This is a genomic window from Oceaniglobus indicus (assembly GCF_002751875.1).
GTDB classification, from domain to species: Bacteria; Pseudomonadota; Alphaproteobacteria; order Rhodobacterales; family Rhodobacteraceae; genus Oceaniglobus; species Oceaniglobus indicus.
Genome location: NZ_NMZM01000002.1, coordinates 426,662 through 449,810 on the forward strand (window position 1 = coordinate 426,662; position 23,149 = coordinate 449,810).

Here is a 23,149-nt window from a genome sequence, read left to right on the forward strand (position 1 = left end):
CGTGGTGCGCCGCAAGGAACCCCGCCGTCTGAGCGCCGAGGAACAGGATCTGTGGTATCGTGTCGTCGGCAAGACGACGCGCCGCCCGACCCGGCCGGAAGCGGCCCCTCTTGCGGAAACCGTGCCGCCCAAGGCGGTTCAGCCCCGACCGCCGATCGCCCCGTTCCAGATCGGTGAACGCAACCGCGATGCACCATCGCCCGCCAGATCGGTGCCGGCGATGGTGCAACGTCCGGCGCAACAGCCGGTGGCGATGGACCACAAGGCGTTCACCCGAATGAAGCGTGGAAAGCTCTCGGTCGAGGGGCGCATCGATCTGCACGGGATGACGTTGGACCAGGCGCATCCGCGGCTGACGGGGTTCATCATGTCGGCCCATGCCGCGGGCAAGCGGCTGGTGCTGGTGATCACCGGCAAGGGCAAGCGGCGCGACGATTACGGACCGATGCCGGTGCGCCAGGGGATCCTCAAGCATCAGGTGCCGATCTGGCTGCGTTCCCCGATGCTGGGGCCCATCGTCCTGCAGGTCAGCGAGGCGCACCAGAGCCATGGCGGCTCAGGCGCCTTTTACGTCTACCTGCGGCGCAATCGGTAACCCCGGCCTGGCCTTCTGAATGGCGAACGTCGCCACGGCCCCGCCGGCCAGAAAATAGACAGCGATGGCGATCATCTGCGAGGGAAAGTCATAACCGAAATCGATCAACGCCCCGGTGATGCCCGGCCCGACGGCGGAGCCGAAGACCATCACTGCCGCTGCCATCGCCTTGATCGCGCCGATGTGGCGGGTGCCATAGAACTCGGCCCAGAATGCCGCCGGAATCGTGACTTGGGCGCCGGTCGCGATCCCGAAGGTCATCATTCCCGCGGCGGCCCCCACCAGCGTTTCTGCGTTTGACAGGATCACGAAGGCGCAGGCGAATGGCAGCAGGTAAAGCTGCATCAGGCGCGGTGTGCCGAACCGGTCGACCAGGACCCCCGATGCGAAGATCGTGAAAACCGATGTGGCCGTGAACAGCGGCAGCAACGCCACGAAATCCACCAGTGCCCATCCCTTCAACTCGGTCAGGTGCACCTGGTGGAAAAACAGCGCCGTGCCCCAGGCGGGCGGCCCCAGAAGCAACGGGATCATCGCCCAGAACAGCCAGTGATGCAGCATCTCGCGCCTGGTCCAGTGGTGATCGCCCATTCCCGTCGCATCGCTGGACTGGGCGATGGATTGTGGCGTGCGTTCGGCCCTGAGCAATCGGTAAAGCACGGGGATCGCCAACAGGACAAGCCCGGCCGCCAGAACCCAGAGCAGGCGCCAGTCGACCACTGACAGCAACGCCACAAAGATGATCGGCAGGATTGCCTGCCCGGTGGCAAAGCCCATCGAAGACACGGAAAGCGCCCGACCCCGCGTCGCCTGGAACCACCGCGCCATGGCGACGATGCTAAGCTGGCTCAGCATTCCCTGGCCGGTAAACCGCAGCGCGAAGATGACGACGGCCAGAAGGGCCGCGCCTTGAACGCTGGCCATGGCCACACAGGACAACGCCAGCAGGCAACAGACGGCCACGCTCAGATGGCGCACCCGGAACCGATCGGTCAGCAGCCCGGCCCAGATCATCGCCACCGCCGACATCGTCGTGCCGACGGTATAGATCAGGCCCCATTCGCCGTTTGAGATGCCGAATTCACCGCGGATTTCACCAGCAAACAGCGAGATGAAAAACGTCTGCCCATAGCTGGACGTGAACGACAACAACACACCCGCCGCCAGAAACGGCGCGTTGTCGCGGATGAAACGCACAAACTCCATGCCCCTCTGTCCCGCGTTCCGCGGCGGAAGGAAAGACCGATTTCAGCGGGTTTCGGTGTCAGAGCACATAACGGCTCATGTCCACCGAACGCGACAGCTCGCCGAGGTTGGCTTCGACGAAATCGCCGTCGACGGTCACTTCCTCGCCGCCCCTGTCCGGTGCGTTGAACGACAATTCCTCGAACACCCGTTCCATGATCGTGTAAAGGCGACGCGCGCCGATGTTCTCGACGCTTTCGTTCACCTCGAACGCGATCTTCGCCAGGGCGTGAATCCCGTCTTCGGTGAAGGTCACGGTGACTTCTTCGGTTTTCATCAGCGCGGTATATTGCAGCGTCAGCGCGTTGTCGGTTTCGGTCAGGATGCGCACGAAGTCGTCTTCGGTCAGCGGGCGCAATTCGACGCGGATCGGCAGACGCCCCTGCAATTCAGGCAACAGGTCGGACGGTTTGGCGATGTGGAACGCGCCGGACGCGATGAACAGGATGTGATCGGTTTTCACCGGTCCGTACTTTGTCGATACGGTTGTCCCTTCGATCAGCGGCAACAGATCGCGCTGCACCCCTTCGCGCGACACATCGCCGCCGCGGGCGTCCTTCCTCGCGCAGACCTTGTCGATCTCGTCCAGGAAAACGATGCCGTTTTCCTGCACCGCTTCCAGCGCGGCCTTGTTGACGATCTCGTCATCCAGCAACTTGTCGGCCTCTTCGCCCAAAAGCACGTCATAGCTGTCGGCGACGCGCAGCTTCTTCTTGACGGTGCGCCCCTTGAACGCCTTGCCGAACAGATCGCCCAGGTTCATCATCCCACCCGACTGACCCGGCGGCATCCCCGGAATGTCCATCCCGCCCAGAGGGTTCGAGGTATCGGCGATTTCCAGTTCGATCACGGTATCGTCCAGCTCGCCCGCGCGCAGCTTCTTGCGGAACATCTCGCGCGTCTGTTCGCGCGCACCATCGCCGGCGATGGCTTCCAGCACCCGATTTTCGGCGTTCGCCTGCGCCCGCGCCTTCACGTCGTCGCGCATATGCTCGCGGGTCATGGTGATGGCGGATTCCACCAGATCGCGCACGATCTGTTCGACATCGCGCCCGACATAGCCGACTTCGGTGAACTTCGTCGCCTCGACCTTGAGGAACGGCGCGCGGGCCAGTTTCGCCAGACGGCGCGAAATCTCGGTCTTGCCGACGCCGGTGGGGCCGATCATCAGGATGTTCTTGGGATAAACCTCCTCGCGCAGATCGGCGCCCAACTGCTTGCGCCGCCAGCGGTTGCGCAGGGCGACGGCGACGGCGCGCTTGGCGTCCTTCTGGCCGATGATGAAACGGTCCAGTTCGCTGACGATTTCACGCGGGGTCAGGTCGGTCATGTCGGTTCTTTCTGTATTCGGTCCGGAAACAGGTAGGCAATGTTGCGCCACGCGCAAGCCACGTGGCTGGCGGGCGCCGCCAATACGCCTGATCTAGCGGGCGATGGTTTCCACGGTCAGGTTGCCGTTGGTATAGACGCAGATGTCGGATGCGATCGCCATGGCGCGGCGGGCGATCGCCTCGGCGTCCATGTCGCTGTCCATCAGGGCGCGCCCGGCGGCCAGGGCATAATTGCCGCCGGATCCGATGGCGGTGACGTCGTGTTCGGGTTCCAGAACATCGCCCGCGCCGGTGATCACATAGAGGTCGGCGCCGTCGCTGACGATCAGCATCGCTTCCAGCTTTTGCAGGTATTTGTCGGTGCGCCAGTCCTTGGCCAGTTCGACCGCCGCGCGCTGCAATTGTCCCGGCGACGCCTCAAGCTTGGCTTCCAGGCGTTCCAGCAGCGCGAAGGCATCGGCGGTCGATCCGGCAAAGCCTGCGACGATCTCGTGACCGCCCGGGTTCAGGCGGCGCACTTTCCTGGCCGTGCCCTTGATCACTGTCTGTCCCAGCGACACCTGTCCGTCGCCGGCGATCACGACCTTGCCACCCTTGCGCACACCGATGATCGTTGTGCCGTGCCAGCCGGGAAAATCCTGCTTGTCCATATGCTCTCTCCATCATTCCGCACCGATATGGCGGTGGGCGCGCCGATTGCCAACCGTTTCCCGTGGCATGAAACGCCGGATCGGGGTTAGATTGCGTCACCATGGACCCCGCCCGCCTGCTTCGCCTGTATTACGACGACGCGCTTCTGGCCCGTGCCGAAGCGGGCGATCACAATTACACCAACCGGTTGCGCGCGGCGGTGGAAACGCGCGGGATGCAGGTGAAATTGTGCCGCAATACCGATGGCGCGCGGATGATGTCGGCGGGCCTTCCCGGCTATGCGCTGTTCCACATGGACGATCCGTTTCACGCGCGGTCGCTGACGACGCGGCTGGCGTATTTCTATCCGTTCTGGCGGATCGAAAGATCGGCAAAGCGGTGGGAGTGGGAGATTGCCGGACAGCCCTTCGATGCCGCCGCGATGGATGCGGACCATGCGATCCGGTTTCGCAACCGGCAACGTCACGGCCGCTTCGGAAAGGCGGGGAGGGGGGCCGTTCGGGGCGATTTCGTCTATGTCCCGCTGCAGGGGCGGCTGCTGGAGCATCGCAGTTTCCAGACGATGTCGCCGCTGGACATGCTGGGCGAGACATTGGCCCACAGCGGCAACCGCTCGGTGATCGCCGCCCTTCACCCGAAAGAGATATATTCTTTGCCGGAACACGAGGCATTGGACGCCCTGGTGGCCGCCAACCCACGTCTGACATTGTCCGACGCGCCGATGCAGGACCTGCTGATCGGGTGCGATTGCGTCGTGACGCAGAATTCGTCGGTGGCGCTGGCGGGGTTCCTGTTGGACAAGCCCGCGGTGCTGTTCGCGCGGATCGATTTTCACCACGTCGCGTTGAACATCGCCGACCTGGGCGTGGCCGAGGCGTTCGCCCGTCTGCCCGATCACCGGCCCGATTACGCCGCCTATCTTCTATGGTTCCTGAAGGAAACGACGATCAACGCGGGGGCCGAAGATGCCGAGACGCAGATCCTGGCCATGATGCGGCGACGCGGCTGGATGTTCTGAAACGAAAACGGGCGCCGCTTGGGCGCCCGGTTTCAGAATACGTGGTATCGGAAAATCAGATCTCTTCCTTGATCCAGCTTTCCAGCGCCGATTTGGGGGCCGCGCCGACCTTGTTGGACACGACTTCGCCGTTCTTGAACATGAACAGGGCCGGAATGCCGCGCACGCCCATCTGGGCGGGGGAATTGGGGTTTTCATCGACGTTGACCTTCACGATCTTGACGCGACCGGCGTATTCCTCGCTCAGCTCTTCCAGGGCCGGGCCGATCTGCTTGCAGGGGCCGCACCATTCGGCCCAGAAGTCGACGATCACGGGGATGTCGGACTGTTTCACTTCGGTGTCGAAGGTATCGTCGGATACGGCAACGGTGGCCATGGGTTTTCTCCTGGCGTTTGAATGTCAGACAGCGAACCTAAGCAGCCGCCGATGGCCCGTCAAGGTGACGCGACCCTTTGCAGCGCGTCGCGCAGGATGTCGTCGGGCAGGGGCATGAAACGGGCGATCGCGGTCCACAGGATCGCTGTTTCGATGGTTTTTCCGGGGAAAACTTGGCCCAACGCCGCGTGATACAGCGCCATCTGGCGCAGCACCCCGTCGGGCACCGCGTCGGCGGTATCGGGAACGACCACGTTGGATTTGAAATCGACGGCAAGCACGCGGTCGTCACCGATCAGCAACCGGTCGATGGTGCCGAACATGCGCGTTTCCGGCGATGCGGGCAGGGCGGCGGCGATGTCGACCTCGCTCAGCCCGTCGGGCTGGAACAGGAACGCCAGGTCCGGCGCCGCAAGGACGCGGGTAACCTCGGGCAGCAGGGCCGCGGCATCCGCACCGACAAGACCGGTGGCCAGATCGGGCCAGGTGTCGGGCGGATGGCCGGGCAGCTTTTCCAACAGCAGGTGCAGCGCCGTGCCGCGGGCCATTGCCTGATCTTCGGTCAGACCGCCGTTGTCACCCGGCAGGGCCTTGGCCCCGCCCAGATCCGATGGGCGCAGGATGGGGCGCGGTTCGGCCGGCACGGGCGCGTGCCGTGCGATCCAGTCGGGAAGATCGGCCTTCACCGCCTGCGTGGGGGGGTGCGCCATCGCCTCTCCGCCCGCCCAATCACCATGGCTGAGCCGCAGGCCCGCACCCGTGGGAAATTCGACCGTCTCGCAGGGCAGCTGTGCCATCGCGTCTTCGACGTTGGCATACCACGTGTTCTTCATCGGCTTCCCGGCACCGCACACGATCAGCCAGGTTTCCGCCCGCGTCATCGCCACATACAGCAGTCGGGCGCGTTCGGCATCGTCGCGGGCGACCAGATCGGCCTTCACGCCTTCGATCAACGGCGGCGATTCGGTCTTGGCCGTGCGCCACAGCACGCCGATCCCGTCTTCGGGAAAAATCTGTTGGCGGATGTCCTTTTTCGTGCGCAGCGTGTCGGGCAGGATCACGATGGGCGCTTCCAGGCCCTTGGCGCCATGCACTGTCATCACCCGAATGCGGTTTCCGGCGCTGTCGGATTGACGTTTCACCTCGACATCGCCGACATCCAGCCAGGTCAGGAAGCCGGTCAGCGACGGCACGTCCATGCGTTCATAGGCCAGCGCCTGATTCAGCAGTTCGTCCAGACCATCCTGCGCCTCGTCCCCCAGCCGCGCCAGCAGGCGGTTGCGCCCGCCGTGGCGCAACAGGATCCGGTCCAGAAGGTCATAGGGCCGCAGGAAATCCGCCTCGCGGCGCAGCGCGTCGATCATCGTCAGGGTTTCGGGGAAATCTCCGCGGCGGTTGCGCAGCGCGGTCCAGAGATAGGGCGTATCGCGCCCCGCGGCCAGATCGTAAAGCGCGCCCTCGCTCCAGCCGAACAGGGGCGATCGCAGGGCGCAGGCCAGCGACAGATCGTCTTCCGGCGTGGCAAGGAACGCCAGCAGCGCGCGCAGATCCCGGACGGCCAGTTCACCACCCAGTTTCAGCCGGTCTGCCCCCGCGATGGCAAGGCCGGCCTGCTTGCAGGCACGGATGATTTCACTGAACAGCGCGGTCTTGCGTCCTTGCACGAGGATCAGGAAATCGCCCTCGGTCACGGGGCGGCGGGTGCCATCCTGGGCCGGAATAGTCTCTTTCTCATCGATCAGCCGCCTGATTTCACCGGCGATTCGCTGGGCCAGCACAACCGGCGCTGCGTTGGGCGATTGGCGATCCACCGGATCGAACCATTCGGTGTCCTCGGGCGCGGGTTCGTTTTCCAGAACCGGCCACAGGTCCACCCGCCCGGGCAGGGCGTCGTGGAACGCGCGGTGGCTGGCCTCCATGTTCAGCGGCTCGGCTCCCGTGCCGCCGAACACGGTATCGACCGCGCGCAGGATCGCGGCGGAGGATCGGAACGAATACTGCAGCTCCAGCCGTTGCAGGGGGGCGGTATCGGCCAGGCGATCACGGAAATGGTTGAACATCCGCTCAAAGCTCTCGGGATCGGCGCCTTGGAACGAATAAATCGACTGTTTCAGATCGCCCACGACGAACAGCGACCGGTCGGCGGCGGCGCGGATGCCATCGCCGGCGGCAAATTCCTGGGCCAGGCGTTCGACAACCTGCCATTGCGCGGGCGAGGTATCCTGCGCCTCGTCCACCAGGATATGGTCGATGCCGCCGTCCAGCCGGAACAGCACCCATTCCGCCACCGCCGGATCGGTCATCAGGTCGCGCGCTTTCAGGATCAGATCCTCGAAATCCAGCCAACCCTTGGCCAGTTTCCGCGCTTCATACAGCGGCAGGAACACCGCGGCAAAGTCATGCAGCGCACAAGATTTTTCCACCGCCTGCAGGGCCAGCCGGCGGGGCCGCGCGTCTTCGATCCGCAGCATCAGCGCATCCAGATGCGGCAGCATATCGGGGATGTTCTTTTGCGTGCCCTTGGTCGGAAACGTGCCGATCTTGGCCGAAAACGGCTGTTTCGCGCCGGCGCCGGTCAACAGGATGCCTTCCAGCGCGGCGAGCGTTTGCAGCGTCGGCTGGGTGATGTCGAGCGTTGCCAGGTTCTCGGCCGCGCCGATGTCCATCTTCGATCCGGCCCGCAGATGCGGTAGAAGTTTGGCGATCAGATCGGCTTCGTTGCCCAGAAGGGCCGATCCGATGATGTCTTGCGCACTCAGGTCCGGGGGAATGTCGAAGGCGGCACAGATCGTGTCGCGGTCGCGCGGCGGGAAGAACCGGTCGCGGTGGCTTGTCATTTCCTTGACCAGTGCGCCGAACGAGGCGTCGTCGCCGGTAAAGAACCGCGCGAGCGCATCGAATTTTTCCGGCGCCAGCGTCTCGGCCATCTCCTCGACGATTTCGGAGACCAGAAGGTCGGCGGCGCGGTCGTCCATCTCGGTGAATTGCGGCGATACCCCCGCCTCCAGCGGGAACCGCCGCAACAGCGAGGCACAGAACGAATGGATCGTCTGGATTTTCAGACCGCCGGGGGTTTCAATGGCCCGCGCGAACAGCGTCCGCGCCAGGGTCAGGCGGCGCGCGTCGATGGTGCCGGTGACGCCCAGTTCAGCCAATTCGCCGCGCAGGATGTCGTCGGGGGTCATCGCCCAGGCGCCCAGCCGTTTGAACAGGCGGTTCTGCATCTCGGATGCGGCCGCCTTGGTATAGGTCAGGCACAGGATGTTCTGCGGCGACGTGCCATCCAACAGCAAGCGCGCCACCCTGTCGGTCAGCACCCGCGTCTTGCCCGATCCGGCGTTGGCCGACAGCCAAGTGGATACACCGGGGGTCGCGGCCTGGATCTGGCGTGCGGTCGCCTCGTTTGGGGCGGTCATCCGACGTCCTCCGGGGTTATGGGATCGCTGTCGTCCCATTCGCCGAACCGCGCGAGGTGGTCATAATCGCCATCGTTCCACGTCTTGTGCATGGCCCGCCGGCTGGCATAGCCCTGCGTGCGCCGGTCATAGCTGTCGAGCAGGCGGCGCAACTCAAGAATGGTCCGGTCGGGATCCAAAGGATGTTCGGCTTCGGCGTCGCGCAGCGCCAAGGGATCGAACACCGGCGTGCTGCCCAGTCCGATATAGGCGACTTCGGCAACCGTGGCGCGCGGAATCCGGGGGAAGGCGCCCGCTTCGGCCATGGCCGCTTCCAGCAGCAGTTGCTTGTCGAAATACGTCATCTCGGCGGCTTTCGGGGGGGTTCCGGTCTTGTAGTCATAGATCACCAGCCGCCCGTCAGTGCGCCGGTCGATCCGATCGGCCTTGCCGGTCAGGGTGAAGTCGGTGCCGGGAACGGGGAAGCGCGCGAAATCCTCCAGCGCCAGGGGGGTCGCCTCGCGCCGCCGGTCGCGTTCCGTGCTCAGGAACCAGTCGATCACGCGCGCCAGCTTGGCCGCCCAGATCCGCCGCGAGGCCGGCCAGGGCACGCCCTTGGCAAGGGTTTCGTCGGCGATGGCCAGCAGCCGCGCCCTGGCGTCGGGCGCGGCGGGGTCGGGCACGTCGCGCACGAAATGTTCGAACACCTCGTGCAACACGGTGCCGCGCAGGGGCGCGTCGGGTTCGGGGTGCAGCGGATCGAGCGCGCGCAAACGCAGGACATGGCGCGCATAGATCGCATAGGGGTCGCGGATCAGCGTCTTGATCTGCGTCACCGAAAGCTGTTTTGGCCGCGCGTCGCGCGGCGGGCGCGGGGCTGGCCGCCGGGCGGGGGTGACAGGTTGATAATCCGCATCCAGCGCGCGGGCCATGTCGCTCCAGCGCGCCCCGCGTGCGCGCATGGCGGCCAGCGCCTCGGGGCCGTTGGTGCCGGGCAGGCCGTTCAGCAGGTTGGTCAGGCGGTTGACCCAGCGGGACGGCACGGTTTCCGCCTCGGCGTCGCGGCGCGCGCGTGACAGCACGACATGGGGTGCGGCGGCGGCCTGTTGGAAATCGTGCGCCGACAGGCCGACGCGCCGTTCGGGCAGCAGCAGGCCGGCCTGCTGGCGCAGCGGCCGGTTCAGCCACGGATCGGGCGTCGGGGTCTGCGGCCACGTTCCGTCGTTCAGCCCCCCCAGGATCACCAGGTCGGCGCCCTGCACCCGCGCCTCGAGCGTGCCCCAGATCATGATGCCGGGGTGGGCGGATACGGGTTCGCGCACTTCGGAATCGTTCAGGATCGACAGGATCAGGCGCTGAAACTCGCCCGGCGTCAGGGTGCCGCCGGCGTCGGCCTCGGCCTTAAGGGCCGTCATCTGTGCCTTGGCCGCCGCGCCGGCCTCTTTCAGCCACAACTCGCCATCGGACGTCGGATCGGGGCCGCGCGACAGGGTTTCGGCGGTGGTGCAGAGCCGTTCAACAAGATCGGGCAGGGCGGAGCTGCCGATATCGCCCAGCGGGGTCAGACAGCGCGAAAGCCACCCGGCCCAAGACAACGCGCCGGTGTCTTTCTGCCCGCCGGCCCATGCCATCAGCACGTCGGCGTTCAGGAACGGCGGACCGTTGCGGCGCATCCACAGCTCCAGCTCGCGGGTCAGCCGCAGATGAGGGCCGCGTTCGCGGCTGCCGGTGTTGGTGATCGGGTGTTTCAGCAGGGTCAGCAGCGCCTCGGGTGTCAGGCGTTCACCGAAGAGATCCGCGATGTGACGCAGGAAGCGGCCCGGCGCCGACAGGGCCAGCGGGCGACCGGCGCTGTCGTCGGGGATCAGCGACCAGCGGTCCAGTGCCGCCGTCACCTGCCGCGTCAGCATCCGGTCGGGGGTGATCAGGGCGGCGGTCTGACCATCCTCGGCCGCCTGGCGCAGACGCAGGGCGATGGCCAATGCCTCGTGCCGGGGTGAATCCGCTTCGATCAGGGTGATTTCGCGGGTAAGCGGCACAAGATCGCCCAAATCGGGACCTTCGCGCATCCATTGATCGGTCACCGGCGCGGGGCGCAGGGCCAGCGACATCACGGTGTTGCGCCCCCGCGCCGGATCGGCGGCGGTCCAGCGTTGCACCCGGTCGGGGGTCAGCGACAGCGCCTGAACCATGCGCGCGAACCGGTATTGCGGATGATCTTCCGAGGTCAGCGCGTCGTCCAGCCGGTCCCAGACATGGGCGGGTTGGTCGAAGTCGAAACCGGGCAATATGACGGCGCCCTGGGGCAGGCGGGCGACCGCTTCCATGAACAGCGCGGTGGTGCCACGCGATCCGGTGGATCCGGCGACGATGATCGGTGTGTCGGGCGGCTCGGTCTGCCACCGCGCAACCAGCGCCTCGGTCGCGGCGCGGGCGCGGGCGGCGGGGGTTTGCGCCGTGTCGCGGGCAAGGTAATCGGCAACGATCCGCACGAAGGACAGGCTGCGCGCCCAATGGCCGGATTGATCGGTGACATCCAGACCGGCCAGCGCATCGGGTGACACGCCTTCGACCTGCATCTCGTCGAAAAGGTCGGTCAGGCTGTCGGCCAGATCGAAGGTGGCGGCGCGGGGGGCCAGCGTGCGATCCCGTTCCAGCAGTCCGGCGATCAGCTTCGCCAGTTCCAGACGCCGGCGCAGCGGGGGCAGGGGCGGTTCGGTCGCGACGGTGTCGGCGAAGATGTCCAGATCGGTCACCAGCCGGATCCGGGGCAAAAGCAGCGTGTGATGTTCGGCAAAGATCGCCTTGATCCGCCGGGCCATGCGCGCGGTGTTCACGAACACCTGCACGCGCGCCAAGGCGGCGGGATCGCCGGTGCCACAGCGCGCGATCAGACCGGCGCAGAGTTCGGCGGGAAAGTCCGCGCCAGGGGGCAGCGCGAAGACGCGCGGATCGTCGGACGGTTCAAACATCGCGCGCCAACATGGTTTCGGCCAGCGTGATGCCCGCGGGATGGCCCACGTCGCACCACCCGCCGGGGTGTGTCAGGCCAAATAGGCGACCGTCGTCGGCAAACAGGTTCCACAACCGGTTGAGCGAGAAGGCGTGATCGGGAATCTCGGCCAGACGTTCGGTCTTGACGATCTGCGCGCCGCAATAGACGTGATCGCCGCCGCGCGTCAGGTGACCCGACTCGGTCAGCGTGAAATCACCGCCGCCGCTGCGCCCTGTCGCCCGGGCGGCGGGAATCGTCATCAGCAGGCCATCCATGGTGTCGGGGTGCCACGCGTCCAGCAGGGCCGTCAACGGGTTTGGCCCGGTCCAGACCGCATCTGGGTTCAGGGTTGCCACCGGTGCGTCGCCCAGATGGGGCAGGGCGGCGCGCAATCCGCCCCCGGTGTCCAGGATCGCGTCACGCTCCCACGACAGGGCGACGCCGGTGCTGACCAGATGATCTGCAAGCATTGCGCCGAGATAGTGAAGGTTCACGACCTGCCGGTGCAGCCCGGCATCGGTCGCCAGATCGCGCGCCCGGTCGATCAGGGCGCGGCCCGCGACCTCGATCAGAGGTTTGGGCCGTGTATCGGTCAGCGGCGCCATACGGGTGCCGAACCCGGCGGCAAAGATCATCACGGCATCGGGACGGTGGCGCATCGTGCCTTCAACTCCTGTCGGTGGGGGGCATCGGGCGGGGGCAGGTCGGCCAGCACCTGCGTCTTCAGGTCCGCCAGCGTGGGATGCTCCAGATCGGCCATCAGGTGCCCCCAGACGCGGGGCAGCAGATCGACATACCGCGCCTTGCCATGGCACAGGCACAGCCGCGCGAACACCCCGAGAATCCGCAGGTTGCGCTGGGCGCCCAGCACCGCCAACGCGGTGCGGAACGCGTCGGGATCGGTGCCCGATCGGTCGATGAAATACGCGATCGTCGCGGCACGGGTGGCAGGCGCCACGTCGCGCCGCGCGTCGGCCAACAGCGAAATCAGATCATAGGCCGGATACCCGGCCATGGCATCCTGAAAATCCAGCAGCCCGACACGGTCGGTGCCTGCGCGCTGGGGCTGCCAGATCAGGTTTTCGGCGTGAAAGTCCCGCAGGATCATGACGCTTTGATCGTCGGCATGATCTGCCAGGGCGCGGTTCATCAGGTCGGCAACCTTGGCCGCGCTGTCGGGCAGGTGGCCGGTGGCGCCGGGGCGATACCAGGCATGGGCGATGGTCAGGAAGTCCACCTCCATCGGGATGGCAAACCGCGGAAGGCCAGGCGGCGGCGGATGGCGGTGCAGTTTCAGCAGCACATCGGCCGCGTGACGATACAATTCGGTTTCAAGCGCGGGATCGGTGTCGAGCACACGGGCAAAGACGGCATCGCCGAAATCCTCGATAAGCAGGAAACCGTTCTCGGGATCGTCCGCGATGATTTCCGGCGCCGCAAGCCCCAGCGCACGCAGATGGCGGGCGATGGTGATGAACGGTGTCACGTCCTCGCCCGTTGCCGGGGGGGCGTCCATCAACACCTCGCTCCTGCCGGTCACGGGATCGCGCAACCGGTCGTAACGGCGGTTCGACGCGTCCCCGGCCAGCGGGCTGCGCGCCCAGCCGGCGCGGCCGGTGTCGGCCAGGAACGTGCGAAGCAGCTTGGCGCGGTCGGCCATCACGAAATCTTCGGGCGTGGCAGGACGCTGGCCAGGCGCGCTGACCAGTCGGCCGCGCCCTCGATCACGATCTGGCGGGCGGTGTCGCCTTGCACCGTCAGCGTCAGGCGGAGCGCGGCCGCGGGCGCCAGATCGCCCAGGCGGTCGGGCCATTCGATCAGGCAGATCGCGCTTTCGAACGCGTCGTCCAGCCCCAGCTCCATCACCTCCTGCACGTCGGTCAGCCGATAAAGGTCGGCGTGCCAGATGTCGCATGTGGGCGTCTGATAGGTCTGGACCAGTGTAAAGGTGGGCGACGGGATGTCCTTGTCGCCGTCCGGCCCCTGCGCCGCGCGGATCAACGCCCGGGCGAAGTGCGTCTTGCCCGCCCCGATGGGCCCGTCCAGCAGCAAGGTGTCGCCCGCGCGCAAATGTCGGGCCAGCACCACGGCCAGATCGGCCGTCTGTTGGGGATCGAGGGTGTCGATCCGGGCGATGGGATAAACCGTCATGGCGGCAGTCTTAGCAGCGTGGCACGGCCCCGCAAGACGGATCGCGCCAAAGGCGGCGGCGCGGGCCTAGAACCGGGCGCCGGCGCGCCGTGCCTCGCCTGTGTTGTTCGGGCCTGTCGGTGCCGGACGCAGATGCGTGTCGCCGGCGGTCTGCACCGCGAAAGTCACCATCGTGGCGCCGCCCGCGATCTGGCGACACATGCAGCTGAGCCCGCGACCGTCCTCCAGCCGGGCATCGGCACCCCACGGGTCGCGGCGGTCGGGCGTCGTGACATAGGTTTCGACACGGTGCCACATGGGGGTGGGGGCGGTCGCCTTTGCCCATCCCGCCACGGCCTGGGAAATGTCGAGATCGTCCAGCCCCTCGCGGCTGTTGCGCGACCACAGCGCGTCATAGGCCTTGTTCGACGTGATCAGAACGCCGGTGCGCGAGAACACGGCCACGGCATCGGTAAAGGCGTCGATCACGCTCTGGCTGGTTTCCAATTCGCCACGCAGACGCCGGGTGGTGCCGATTTCGGTGCTGATATCCTCGAACAGCAGGGCCAAAGCGCCACCGATCTGCGGCCGGCCGGTGACCCGGAACGTTCGCCCGAAGGGCAGGTGCCAGGTCTCCTCGTAATTGCCGTCGCTGGCCGATGCCTCGAGGTCGGTGATCTGGTCGCGCCAACTGGCATAGTTCTTGGGCTCGGGCATCATCTGAAGCGTCCGCAACTCATCGAAAAAGCCGAAGATCGAGGGCCGGGTCATCAGCTTTTCGGGCGCGATGGTCGTCAGATCGACAAGCGCCGGGTTGAACAGCGTCAGGCGGCGGTCACGGGTAAAGACGGCAAGGCCGATGGGCAGGTCGGCAAAGGTCTTGGACAGGCTCTGGACAACGCTGCGCAGGGAGTTTTCGGCTTCGACCACGGAATTGACATCCATGGCGGCGATCAGGCGATCGCGGTTGTCCAACTCGCTGACGCTGAGATGAAACCAGGTGCGATCGGGATCATCGGGATCGCCCAGGCTGACGCGGGGGGCGGCCGACCCGTTGCGATCGGGGCGCAGGGCCGCATCGGGCACGTCGAACAGACGCGGGATCGGCCATGTTCCGGGCAACCAATCCGGGGCGCGCGCGGCACAGGTATCAAGATAGGCGCGATTGCTCCACAGGATGTCGCCGGTCTGATCCTGCCGCCAGACCAGCACGGGAATCTTGTCGGTCGTGGTGCGCAATGTCGTCAGTTCATCCTGTATCGCGGCCATGGTCGGCCGATCGATACGGATCATGTCATCGGGATCCTCGGCCGGGGTCAGGGTCAGCCGGATGCGCCTGTCGTGCCGCGTCGCGGTGGCGATTTCGGACCTGTCGCGCGAGAAGATATGGATCTGTTCACGGCTTGCGACGCCGTTCAGCAGCGATCCTATATCGGGAAAGCGCACCGACAAAAGCCGGATCAGCGCACCGCGGTCACCGACCCGGCCCGGCGCAAGGTTCAGGATTTCACGGGCCGCCGCGGACATGTCGACCACCGCGTCCCCATCCAGGATCATGACGGCGCGCCGCGGTTCCTGACCGGCGCGCGCGGCGTCGCGCCCGTTCAGCCGCCGCTCCAACCCGCCCGTTATCCACAACGCCGCGAGTGCGATGCATCCGGCCACGGCGGCGGTGATGCTGACGCCGGCAAACGAATCGAACACCATTTCATCTATATTCCCTTGTCCCTGTGCAACCAGAGCGGGCAAAGGTTAACCGAACGTTAACCGTGCGGCCCACCGCCGCGACCGTGGATTTCGCGACACTTTGCGAATCAGAACAATCGGTTGGATCCAAGCGCGGGCCGGGCGTCGGGACCGGTGGTGTCGATGTCGGCGCGGTTCCACACGGTTTCGACGATTGCGCCGCGCCGCTCGGGTCGGTGCTGTCCGCCGGCGACGGTGTCCGAGCCGTTGGCAAAGCTCAGCTCGGCCCCCGATCGCTCGAGCAGCGTCTTGGCGATGAACATGCCCAGACCCATTCCCTCGTAATGGGGGCGCGGGTTGGCGGGCGTTTCGCCACCGCGCCGTCGCAGGAACGGATCGCCCAGCCGGGGCAGAACGCTGGCCGGGTATCCGGGCCCGTCGTCGGCAATGCGCACGAAGATCTGCGTGTCGCTCCACCGGACGTCGATCCAGACGGTTTCGCGCGCGAAGTCGACGGCATTCTGAACCAGGTTGCGCAACCCGTGGATGATCTCGGGGCGGCGTTCGATTTCCGGCTGGCGCGCATTGGCCCCGGGTCGGGCCGCCACATCGAACAGGACGGTGCGCCCCCGGTCGCGGTGCGGTTCGGCCGCTTCCTCGACGATCGATGAAATCGGTGCGGTCCGCACCTGAAGATCGTCCTTTCCGACCCGCCCCATCGAACGCAGGATGTCGCGGCACCGGTCGGCCTGTTGCCCGATCAGCACGGCGTCGGCCCTCAGGTCGCTGTTTTCCAGCTCGTCCAGCAGTTCGGACGCCACCAGCTTGATCGTCGCCAGGGGTGTGCCCAGTTCATGGGCGGTTGCGGCCACGACGCCGCCCAGATCGGTCAGCTTCTGTTCGCGCGCCAATGCCATCTGCGTCGCGGCCAGCGCATCGCCCATGGCATTCACCTCGGACGTCACGCGCCGGGCATAGGCCGACAGGAACACGATACCGATCATCAGCGCCACCCAGAAACCGAAGATGAAAAGGCGGGGCAGCTGCATCTCGTATCCGGCATGGGTGACCAGCGGCAGATGCACCACCCCGACCAGGGTCATCGCCACCATCGCCACGACCGCGATCACGATGTTCGGGCCCCGTTCCAGCGTCGTCGCCGAGATCGTGACCGGTGCAAGGATCAGCAGGGCAAAGGGATTGTTCAGCCCTCCGGTCAGGAACAGCAGCCACGTCAGCTGCGAAATGTCGAACAGCAGCAGGATCTGCATTTCCTGTGCCGACAGACGCTTGTTTTCGGGAAAGATGAACCGCGGCACGAGGTTCGACAGCACCGCCGCGCCCACCGCCAGAAAACACCAGCCCAGTTCCAGTTTCAGACCGAAGGCATAGGCCCCCAGCAGGATTGCGACCATTTGCCCCACCACCGCGATGGACCGCAAAAAGACGAGGGTGCGCAGCCGCACCCAGTTTGATCTGCGTGGCTTGGTCAATGCTGAGGGTGTTGCGTGGTCCACCGGTGGCCTTCTGTCGGAAATGTGCGGGTTGGCGCCCTTGTAAGTAGGGCGCATTGAGGGGATCAATGCGCCACGGATGCAAGGAGAAGGCCACCCATGCTTAAAATTTATGCAATCGCCGCCGTTGTCGCGATTCTCGCCATGCTCGGTGGGCTGTGGTATTATGTTGCGGTCGCGCCGCGGGGCGACATTTTCGCCAACTGCCGCGAAAGCAGCGTGGCCGGTGGCACCGCCGCGATCGGCGGATCCTTCACCCTTGTTTCGGAAACCGGCGAGACGGTGACGGACGCCGACGTGATAACCAAGCCATCGCTGATCTATTTCGGGTATACCTTCTGCCCCGATGTCTGCCCGCTGGACGCGGCGCGCAACGCCGAGGCGGTCGAGATCCTGGCCGAACAAGGCGTCGATGTGCAGCCGGTGTTCATCACGATCGATCCGGCCCGCGACACCCCGGAGGTGCTGGCCGAATGGACCGATTATCTGCATCCCGACATGCTGGGCCTGACCGGAACGCCCGAACAGATCAAGGCGGCGTCGCAGACCTACAAGACCTATTTCGCCAAGCGCAATGCCGACGATCCCGAGTATTACCTGATGGATCACTCGGTGTTCAGCTATCTGGTGCTGCCCGAACACGGCTTCGTCGAATTCTTTCGTGGTGCCCCCAATGCACTGGGTCCGGGGGTCGAGGCACAGGAAGTGGCGGATCGCGCCGCCTGTTTCATAAAAGCAGCGTCGTGACGTCACCCGTCACGGAGGGCACAATCGGGGTTTGACCTGTGACGAAATGCGCCTAACTGATTGTCATGCTTGATATGAAATCTTTGGGAACCGCAGCGATGACATCCACCGCAGAGCCCGGGATCGGGCCAGACAAGACGCTGCTTCTGGTGGATGACGACGAAGCCTTCGTCAAACGCCTTGCGCGCGCGATGGAAAAGCGCGGCTTTCAGGTTGAAACGGCGGAATCCGTCGCCGGTGGCCGGGCCATCGCCACCGCACGGCCGCCCGCCTATGCGGTGGTCGACCTGCGTCTGGAAGACGGTAGCGGTCTGGACATCGTCGAAACCCTGCGCGAACGCCGCCCGGACAGCCGGATCGTCGTGCTGACGGGATATGGGGCCATCGCCACGGCCGTTGCCGCGGTCAAGATCGGCGCCACCGATTACCTGGCCAAACCCGCCGATGCCAATGACGTGATGGCGGCGCTTCTGGAAAACGGCGCGATGCTGCCGCCGCCGCCTGAAAACCCGATGTCCGCCGACCGGGTGCGGTGGGAACATATCCAGCGGGTTTACGAGCAATGCGACCGCAACGTCAGCGAAACCGCCCGCCGTCTGCACATGCATCGCCGGACCCTGCAACGGATCCTGGCCAAGCGGTCACCGCGCTGATTGCCGGGCGGTGCCGCAGGGCGCATGCCTTGACGGCCCACGCCGTGGTAAACGGTTGAAACTCCTGCCGACGCTTGTATTTTAAGTGTCGACATGAGGAGCGGCCATGCCCACCACACCCCCCCGCAAACCGACCGAACGCAAGCGCGGCTCGGGCGTGCAGTTCGTCTATAACGTCCTGCGCGATGAAATCCTGAGCCTGAAGCTGGCCCCCGGCAGCCCCATCGACGAGGTGCAGCTGTCACAACGCCTGTCCACGTCACGCACGCCGATCCGCGAGGCCTTGGTGCGGCTGGCCGGCGACGGGTTGGTGACGACCTTGCCGAACCGCTCGACCGTGGTGACGAACATCGACCTGCTGAACCTGCATGCGTTCTTCGATGCGATCACGCTGATGTATCGCGTGACGACCCGCCTTGCGGCGCAGAACCACCGCGCCGACGACCTGCCCGCCATCCGCGCCCGACAGGCCGAGTTCGCGCAGGCGGTGAACGGTCAGGATGCGCTAGGCATGATCGCCACGAACCGCGATTTCCACGCCGCGATCGCCGCGGCCGCGCGCAACCCCTATTACGAAAGCCTGTTCCTGCGCCTGCTCGACGAAGGACGGCGTATGATGCGCCTCTATTATTCGTCGTTCAACGACAAGCTGCCGCAACGCTATGTCGTCGAACATGAAGAGATCATCGCCGCCATCGAAGCGCGCGACATCGACCTGTCAGACCGGCTGGCCCGCGCCCATGCCGATCAGATCGTGACGCAGACGCGCAACATGATCGCCGCCGAACGCCGGGTCGACATCTCGCTGGAAATCTAGGCGCGGCTGTGCCGACCGTGGCGAGGTCGAAGCGACGAACACCTGTGCTCATTTTATGTCGACAAATAAAATACAAAGGGTATACTCACGTCGATTCCCCGCCGTTTCATCCGCGCTTCACAAGGAGACTTCCATGACGTCCAGCATCTTCTCGGGCTGCATTCCCGCCCTGATGACCCCCTGCAATCCCGATCGCAGCCCCGATTTCGACGGGCTGGTGAAGATGGGCAAGCGCATGATCGACGCCGGTATGCGCGCGGTCGTCTATTGCGGGTCGATGGGCGACTGGCCGCTGCTGACCGACGAACAGCGCATGGAAGGCGTCGCGCGCCTGGTCGATGCCGGTGTTCCTGTGATCGTCGGAACCGGCGCGGTGAACACGAAGATAGCGGCCGAGCACGCCGCCCATGCCCAGAAGGTCGGTGCCGAGGGTCTGATGGTGATCCCGCGCCTGTTGTCGCGCGGCACGTCGGTCGCGGCGCAGCGCAACCATTTCAAGGCGATCCTGTCGGCGGCCCCCGATCTGCCCGCCGTGATCTATAACAGCCCCCATTACGGGTTCGAGACGCGCGCCGATCTGTTCTTTGCCCTGCGCGCCGAACATTCGAACCTGGCCGGGTTCAAGGAATTCGGCGGTGACGCCGCCCTGCGTTATGCCGCCGAGCATATCACCAGCGGCAATGACGACATCATCCTGATGGTCGGCGTCGATACCTCGGCCTATTACGGCTTCGTCAACTGCGGAGCCCAGGGTGCGATCACCGGAATCGGCAACGTGCTGCCCCGCGAATTGCTGCACCTTGTCGAGCTTTGCCAGGCTGCCGCCGCCGGCGACGCCGTCGCGCGGACCCGCGCGCGCGAGTTGGATCAGGCCCTGGCCGAACTGTCCTCCTATGACGAAGGGACCGACCTGGTTCTGTTCTACAAGCACATGCTGGTGGTCGATGGTCACGATGAATACACGCTGCATTTCAACGAGACCGACCAGTTGAGCGACAGCCAGAAAGGCTATGCCGAGGCGCAGCTCAAGCTGTTCCGCACATGGTATGCCGACTGGAACGACAAGAACGCCGCCTGACGGATCCGTTTGGACCATCGTCGCGTTGCACCGGCCCTTCCCATCGGAAGGGCCGGTTTGCGTTCAGCTGACGGCGTCCAGACCGCCTTCGCGCAGGCGGTCCAGAATTGCCATTTCGTCGGCGTTCAGCGTGATGCCATCCGACAGCGCCTTGGCCCGGGCCGCGAACCGGCGTTGCGACGGCAGGCGCGCGCCCTGGCCCAGGATCACCTCGAACAGGGCTTCGGCGCGGGCCATGGGATCGCCGGGCCGCCCGGCGGCGAACCGTGCGGGGTCGAAGGCCAGGATCAGTTCGCCATGGGCGGGGGCCAGGGCCGTGGTGCCAAGGGCCTCCAACGCTTCGGGGCTGGTCAGATCGCCGATCATCACCCCGGCCAGAAGCTCGATCATCGTGGCGATGGCCGATCCCTTGTGCCCGCCGAACGGCAGCATGGCTCCGGCCAGGGCCGCTTCGGGATCGTTGGTCGGGTTGCCCTGTGCATCGATCGCCCAGCCATCGGGCAGGGTCTTGCCGGCGCGGCGGTGCAGCTCGATCTCGCCCCGGGCGACGACGCTGGTGGCGAAGTCGAAAACATAGGGGTCGCCGCCGGGCCGGGGCCAGCCGAACGCAAACGGGTTGGTGCCCAACAGCGCGCTGGTGCCGCCGGCCGGCGCGACGCTGGCATAGCTGGGGCACATGGCCATCGCGACCAGGCCACGGTCGGTCAGCATCTCGACCTCGGGCCAGAGCGCCGCGAAATGGGTGCAATCGTTGATCACGAGGGCCGCCATGCCAAGCGACGCCGCGCGGTCCGCCAGGGCGGGAACGCCCAGTTCGAACGCGGCGTTGGAAAAGCCACCCTTGGCCGAGACCCGCACCACGGCACCGTCGTCGGCGTGCAGCTCGGGGACCGCGTCGGCGACAACCTTGCCGGCCTTCAGGGTGCGCAGGCAGCCTTCGATGCGATAGACGCCATGGGACTTGCAGGCGTCGCGTTCGCCGGCCGCGATCACCCGCGCCAGGGCGCCGGCATGCAGGGGCGACAGGCCGCCACGCTCGAGGATCTCGGTGACAAGAGCGGTCAGCGCAGGCACGGTCATCGTTCTGTCGGTCATGGGGATCCTTCCTTGGGGTCGTGAAACTTGCAAATCTGCATACATACTGTATGCAGCACGGAACGGATGCAAGGCCCGGCCCGGATTGACGACCGACATCCGCCGGTTGGGCACGTTCAGCACGGAGGGAAAGCCAGCATGACATTCAAACCGCACGGAAAGCACCTGATCGCCGGCGATTGGGTCGCCGGGGAGGCGACGTTCGACTCGGCGCCGGCCCACGGGCCATCGCACGCCTATTCGCTCGGAACGCCGGATCTGGTCGACCGCGCGGTCGAAGCGGCCGAGGACGCCTTTGCAGCCTATTCGGCCACGTCACGCGAAGACCGCGCCGCGTTCCTCGAGGCCATCGCCGACGAAATCGACGCCCGGGGCGCCGATGTCACCGAAATCGGAACCCAGGAATCCGGTCTGCCGAGCGGGCGACTGGAGGGCGAGCGGGGCCGGACCGTGGGCCAGCTGCGCCTGTTCGCCGATCATATCCGCAAGGGGGCGTATCTGGATCGTCGCGAGGATGCGGCGCAACCCGATCGCGCGCCCGCGCCGCGGCCCGCCATGGTGATGGTGCAGCGCCCCATCGGCCCGGTCGCGGTGTTCGGCGCGTCGAACTTCCCGCTGGCGTTTTCCACGGCGGGCGGTGATACGGCGGCGGCGCTGGCCGCCGGTTGCCCAGTGGTCGTCAAGGGCCATTCCGCCCATCCCGGCACCGGCGAGATCATCGCCGAAGCGGTGCGGGCGGCGGTCGAACGCTGTGGCATGCCCAAGGGTGTCTTCTCCCTGATCCAGGGCGGCGATCGCAAGGTCGGCCAGGCGCTGGTTCAGCATCCGCTGATCAAGGCCGTGGGCTTCACCGGTTCGCTGGCCGGGGGCCGCGCATTGTTCGATCTGTGCGCCGCCCGCCCCGAGCCGATCCCGTTCTTCGGTGAGCTGGGCTCGGTCAACCCGATGTTCGTCCTGTCCCACGCGGCCGAGGCGCGGGCCGAGGAGATCGCCAAGGGATGGGCCGGATCGCTGACCATGGGCGCCGGTCAGTTCTGCACCAACCCCGGTATCGCCGTGATTTCGGATGGGCCGGCCGCCGACCGGTTTGTCGCCGCGACAGCCGAAGCGTTGCAGGACGTATCGACCCAGGTGATGCTGACTGACGGCATTGCCGATGCCTATCGTGACGGGCGCGCGCGGGTCGGTGAGGACGCGGCCGTGAAGGCCGTGACGGTCGGTGACTCCGACGGCCGAAACGCCGCCCCCGCGCTGTTCGAGACGACCGCCACCCAATTCCTGGCGAATCCCGCGCTCCATGAAGAGGTGTTCGGGCCGCTTGGGTTGGTCGTGCGGGCGAGGTCGGCGGACGAGATCGAACAGATCGCGCGCGGACTGGCGGGGCAGCTGACCGTGACCCTGCACATGGATGACAGCGACACGGATACCGCCGCCGCCCTGCGCCCCACGCTTGAGCGCAAGGCCGGACGGCTTCTGGTCAACGGCTTTCCCACGGGCGTCGAAGTGGTCGACTCGATGGTGCATGGCGGGCCTTACCCGGCCAGCACCAACTTTGGCGCCACCAGCGTCGGCACCTTGGCCATCCGCCGGTTCCTGCGCCCGGTCTGTTATCAGAACATGCCGGCGGCGCTGTTGCCCGAGGATGCGATCGGCTGAGCGGCCGCGGCCCGATCAAAAGCGATCAGGCGGCGCGTTGTGAAATGCGCGCCGTTTCCTGTTATTACAGTCAATTTCACTGTCAATAGCGGGAAAATAAGTCGATGTTCCGGTTTTCGCGCCGGGGTCAGGCAAAATTCTTGTAATCACAAAAGATGTGTTATTGG

19 protein-coding genes are annotated in these 23,149 nt (G+C 65.8%); 7 read left to right on the top strand and 12 right to left on the bottom strand.

All coding sequences use genetic code 11. The annotated features are described in order from the left end of the window. The first annotated feature begins 1 nt into the window (after nt 1). Nucleotides 2-595: a Smr/MutS family protein gene (locus tag CFP68_RS04600; protein WP_241523948.1), complete on the top strand. Its 594-nt coding sequence runs from the start codon at nt 2-4 to the stop codon at nt 593-595. Here the strand turns inward: CFP68_RS04600 and CFP68_RS04605 are convergent. The 3 genes from CFP68_RS04605 to hslV all read right to left on the bottom strand — a co-directional run bounded on the left by CFP68_RS04605 (nt 557) and on the right by hslV (nt 3,821). Beyond that, nucleotides 557-1,801 (bottom strand): MFS transporter, encoded by a 1,245-nt coding sequence (locus tag CFP68_RS04605; protein ID WP_099825026.1) that lies wholly within the window; start codon nt 1,799-1,801, stop codon nt 557-559. The two genes, CFP68_RS04600 and CFP68_RS04605, sit on opposite strands and share 39 nt — an antisense overlap. A gap of 58 nt (nt 1,802-1,859) precedes the next feature. After that, complete coding sequence (hslU, locus tag CFP68_RS04610; RefSeq protein WP_099825028.1) at nt 1,860-3,170, bottom strand: ATP-dependent protease ATPase subunit HslU; 1,311 nt, start codon at nt 3,168-3,170, stop codon at nt 1,860-1,862. A gap of 93 nt (nt 3,171-3,263) precedes the next feature. After that, a complete protein-coding gene (hslV, locus tag CFP68_RS04615; RefSeq protein ID WP_099825030.1) occupies nt 3,264-3,821 on the bottom strand; it encodes an ATP-dependent protease subunit HslV in 558 nt (185 codons plus the stop codon). Between the two features lie 101 nt (nt 3,822-3,922). Here hslV and CFP68_RS04620 point away from each other — a divergent pair, with 101 nt between their 5' ends. Further along, entirely contained in the window at nt 3,923-4,840 is a 918-nt protein-coding gene (locus tag CFP68_RS04620; RefSeq protein WP_099825032.1) for a hypothetical protein, read from the top strand. 55 nt (nt 4,841-4,895) lie between these two features. Here the strand turns inward: CFP68_RS04620 and trxA are convergent, their stop codons facing one another. From trxA to regB, 8 genes are all read right to left on the bottom strand, one after another. Continuing rightward, on the bottom strand, nt 4,896-5,216 hold the full coding sequence (trxA, locus tag CFP68_RS04625) for a thioredoxin (RefSeq protein WP_099825034.1): 321 nt from the start codon (nt 5,214-5,216) through the stop codon (nt 4,896-4,898). Between the two features lie 59 nt (nt 5,217-5,275). Beyond that, complete coding sequence (addA, locus tag CFP68_RS04630) at nt 5,276-8,632, bottom strand: double-strand break repair helicase AddA (RefSeq protein ID WP_099825036.1); 3,357 nt, start codon at nt 8,630-8,632, stop codon at nt 5,276-5,278. Continuing rightward, the gene (addB, locus tag CFP68_RS04635) at nt 8,629-11,583 is read right to left on the bottom strand and encodes a double-strand break repair protein AddB (protein WP_099825038.1); all 2,955 of its coding nucleotides are present in this window, start codon (nt 11,581-11,583) and stop codon (nt 8,629-8,631) included. The genes addA and addB overlap by 4 nt, the downstream gene beginning before the upstream one ends. Next, on the bottom strand, nt 11,576-12,265 hold the full coding sequence (locus CFP68_RS04640) for a nucleotidyltransferase family protein (protein WP_099825041.1): 690 nt from the start codon (nt 12,263-12,265) through the stop codon (nt 11,576-11,578). The genes addB and CFP68_RS04640 overlap by 8 nt, the downstream gene beginning before the upstream one ends. Continuing rightward, a complete protein-coding gene (locus CFP68_RS04645) occupies nt 12,241-13,266 on the bottom strand; it encodes an aminoglycoside phosphotransferase family protein (RefSeq protein WP_099825043.1) in 1,026 nt (341 codons plus the stop codon). The genes CFP68_RS04640 and CFP68_RS04645 overlap by 25 nt, the downstream gene beginning before the upstream one ends. Then, entirely contained in the window at nt 13,266-13,757 is a 492-nt protein-coding gene (gene tsaE / locus CFP68_RS04650; RefSeq protein ID WP_099825046.1) for a tRNA (adenosine(37)-N6)-threonylcarbamoyltransferase complex ATPase subunit type 1 TsaE, read from the bottom strand. Before tsaE ends, CFP68_RS04645 begins: the two co-directional genes overlap by 1 nt. A 66-nt stretch (nt 13,758-13,823) precedes the next feature. After that, entirely contained in the window at nt 13,824-15,443 is a 1,620-nt protein-coding gene (locus CFP68_RS04655) for a diguanylate cyclase (protein ID WP_099825049.1), read from the bottom strand. Between the two features lie 107 nt (nt 15,444-15,550). After that, entirely contained in the window at nt 15,551-16,939 is a 1,389-nt protein-coding gene (regB, locus tag CFP68_RS04660; protein WP_241523949.1) for a sensor histidine kinase RegB, read from the bottom strand. Between the two features lie 96 nt (nt 16,940-17,035). Here regB and CFP68_RS04665 point away from each other — a divergent pair, with 96 nt between their 5' ends. From CFP68_RS04665 to CFP68_RS04680, 4 genes are all read left to right on the top strand, one after another. Further along, on the top strand, nt 17,036-17,683 hold the full coding sequence (locus tag CFP68_RS04665; protein WP_099825054.1) for an SCO family protein: 648 nt from the start codon (nt 17,036-17,038) through the stop codon (nt 17,681-17,683). Nucleotides 17,684-17,781: 98 nt separating this feature from the next. Then, on the top strand, nt 17,782-18,336 hold the full coding sequence (locus tag CFP68_RS04670; RefSeq protein WP_099825358.1) for an ActR/PrrA/RegA family redox response regulator transcription factor: 555 nt from the start codon (nt 17,782-17,784) through the stop codon (nt 18,334-18,336). Nucleotides 18,337-18,442: 106 nt separating this feature from the next. Beyond that, on the top strand, nt 18,443-19,153 hold the full coding sequence (locus tag CFP68_RS04675) for a GntR family transcriptional regulator (RefSeq protein ID WP_099825056.1): 711 nt from the start codon (nt 18,443-18,445) through the stop codon (nt 19,151-19,153). A gap of 133 nt (nt 19,154-19,286) precedes the next feature. Continuing rightward, nucleotides 19,287-20,231 carry a dihydrodipicolinate synthase family protein gene (locus CFP68_RS04680; RefSeq protein ID WP_099825059.1) on the top strand — a complete coding sequence of 315 codons (945 nt, stop codon included), beginning with the start codon at nt 19,287-19,289 and terminating at the stop codon, nt 20,229-20,231. A 63-nt stretch (nt 20,232-20,294) separates the two neighbouring features. On the opposite strand, the gene CFP68_RS04685 is transcribed toward CFP68_RS04680, so the two are convergent. Beyond that, entirely contained in the window at nt 20,295-21,326 is a 1,032-nt protein-coding gene (locus CFP68_RS04685) for an Ldh family oxidoreductase (protein ID WP_099825061.1), read from the bottom strand. Nucleotides 21,327-21,464: 138 nt separating this feature from the next. On the opposite strand from CFP68_RS04685, the gene CFP68_RS04690 reads away from it, so the two are divergent. Further along, a complete protein-coding gene (locus tag CFP68_RS04690) occupies nt 21,465-22,982 on the top strand; it encodes an aldehyde dehydrogenase (NADP(+)) (RefSeq protein WP_099825063.1) in 1,518 nt (505 codons plus the stop codon). The last annotated feature ends 167 nt before the right edge of the window (nt 22,983-23,149 follow it).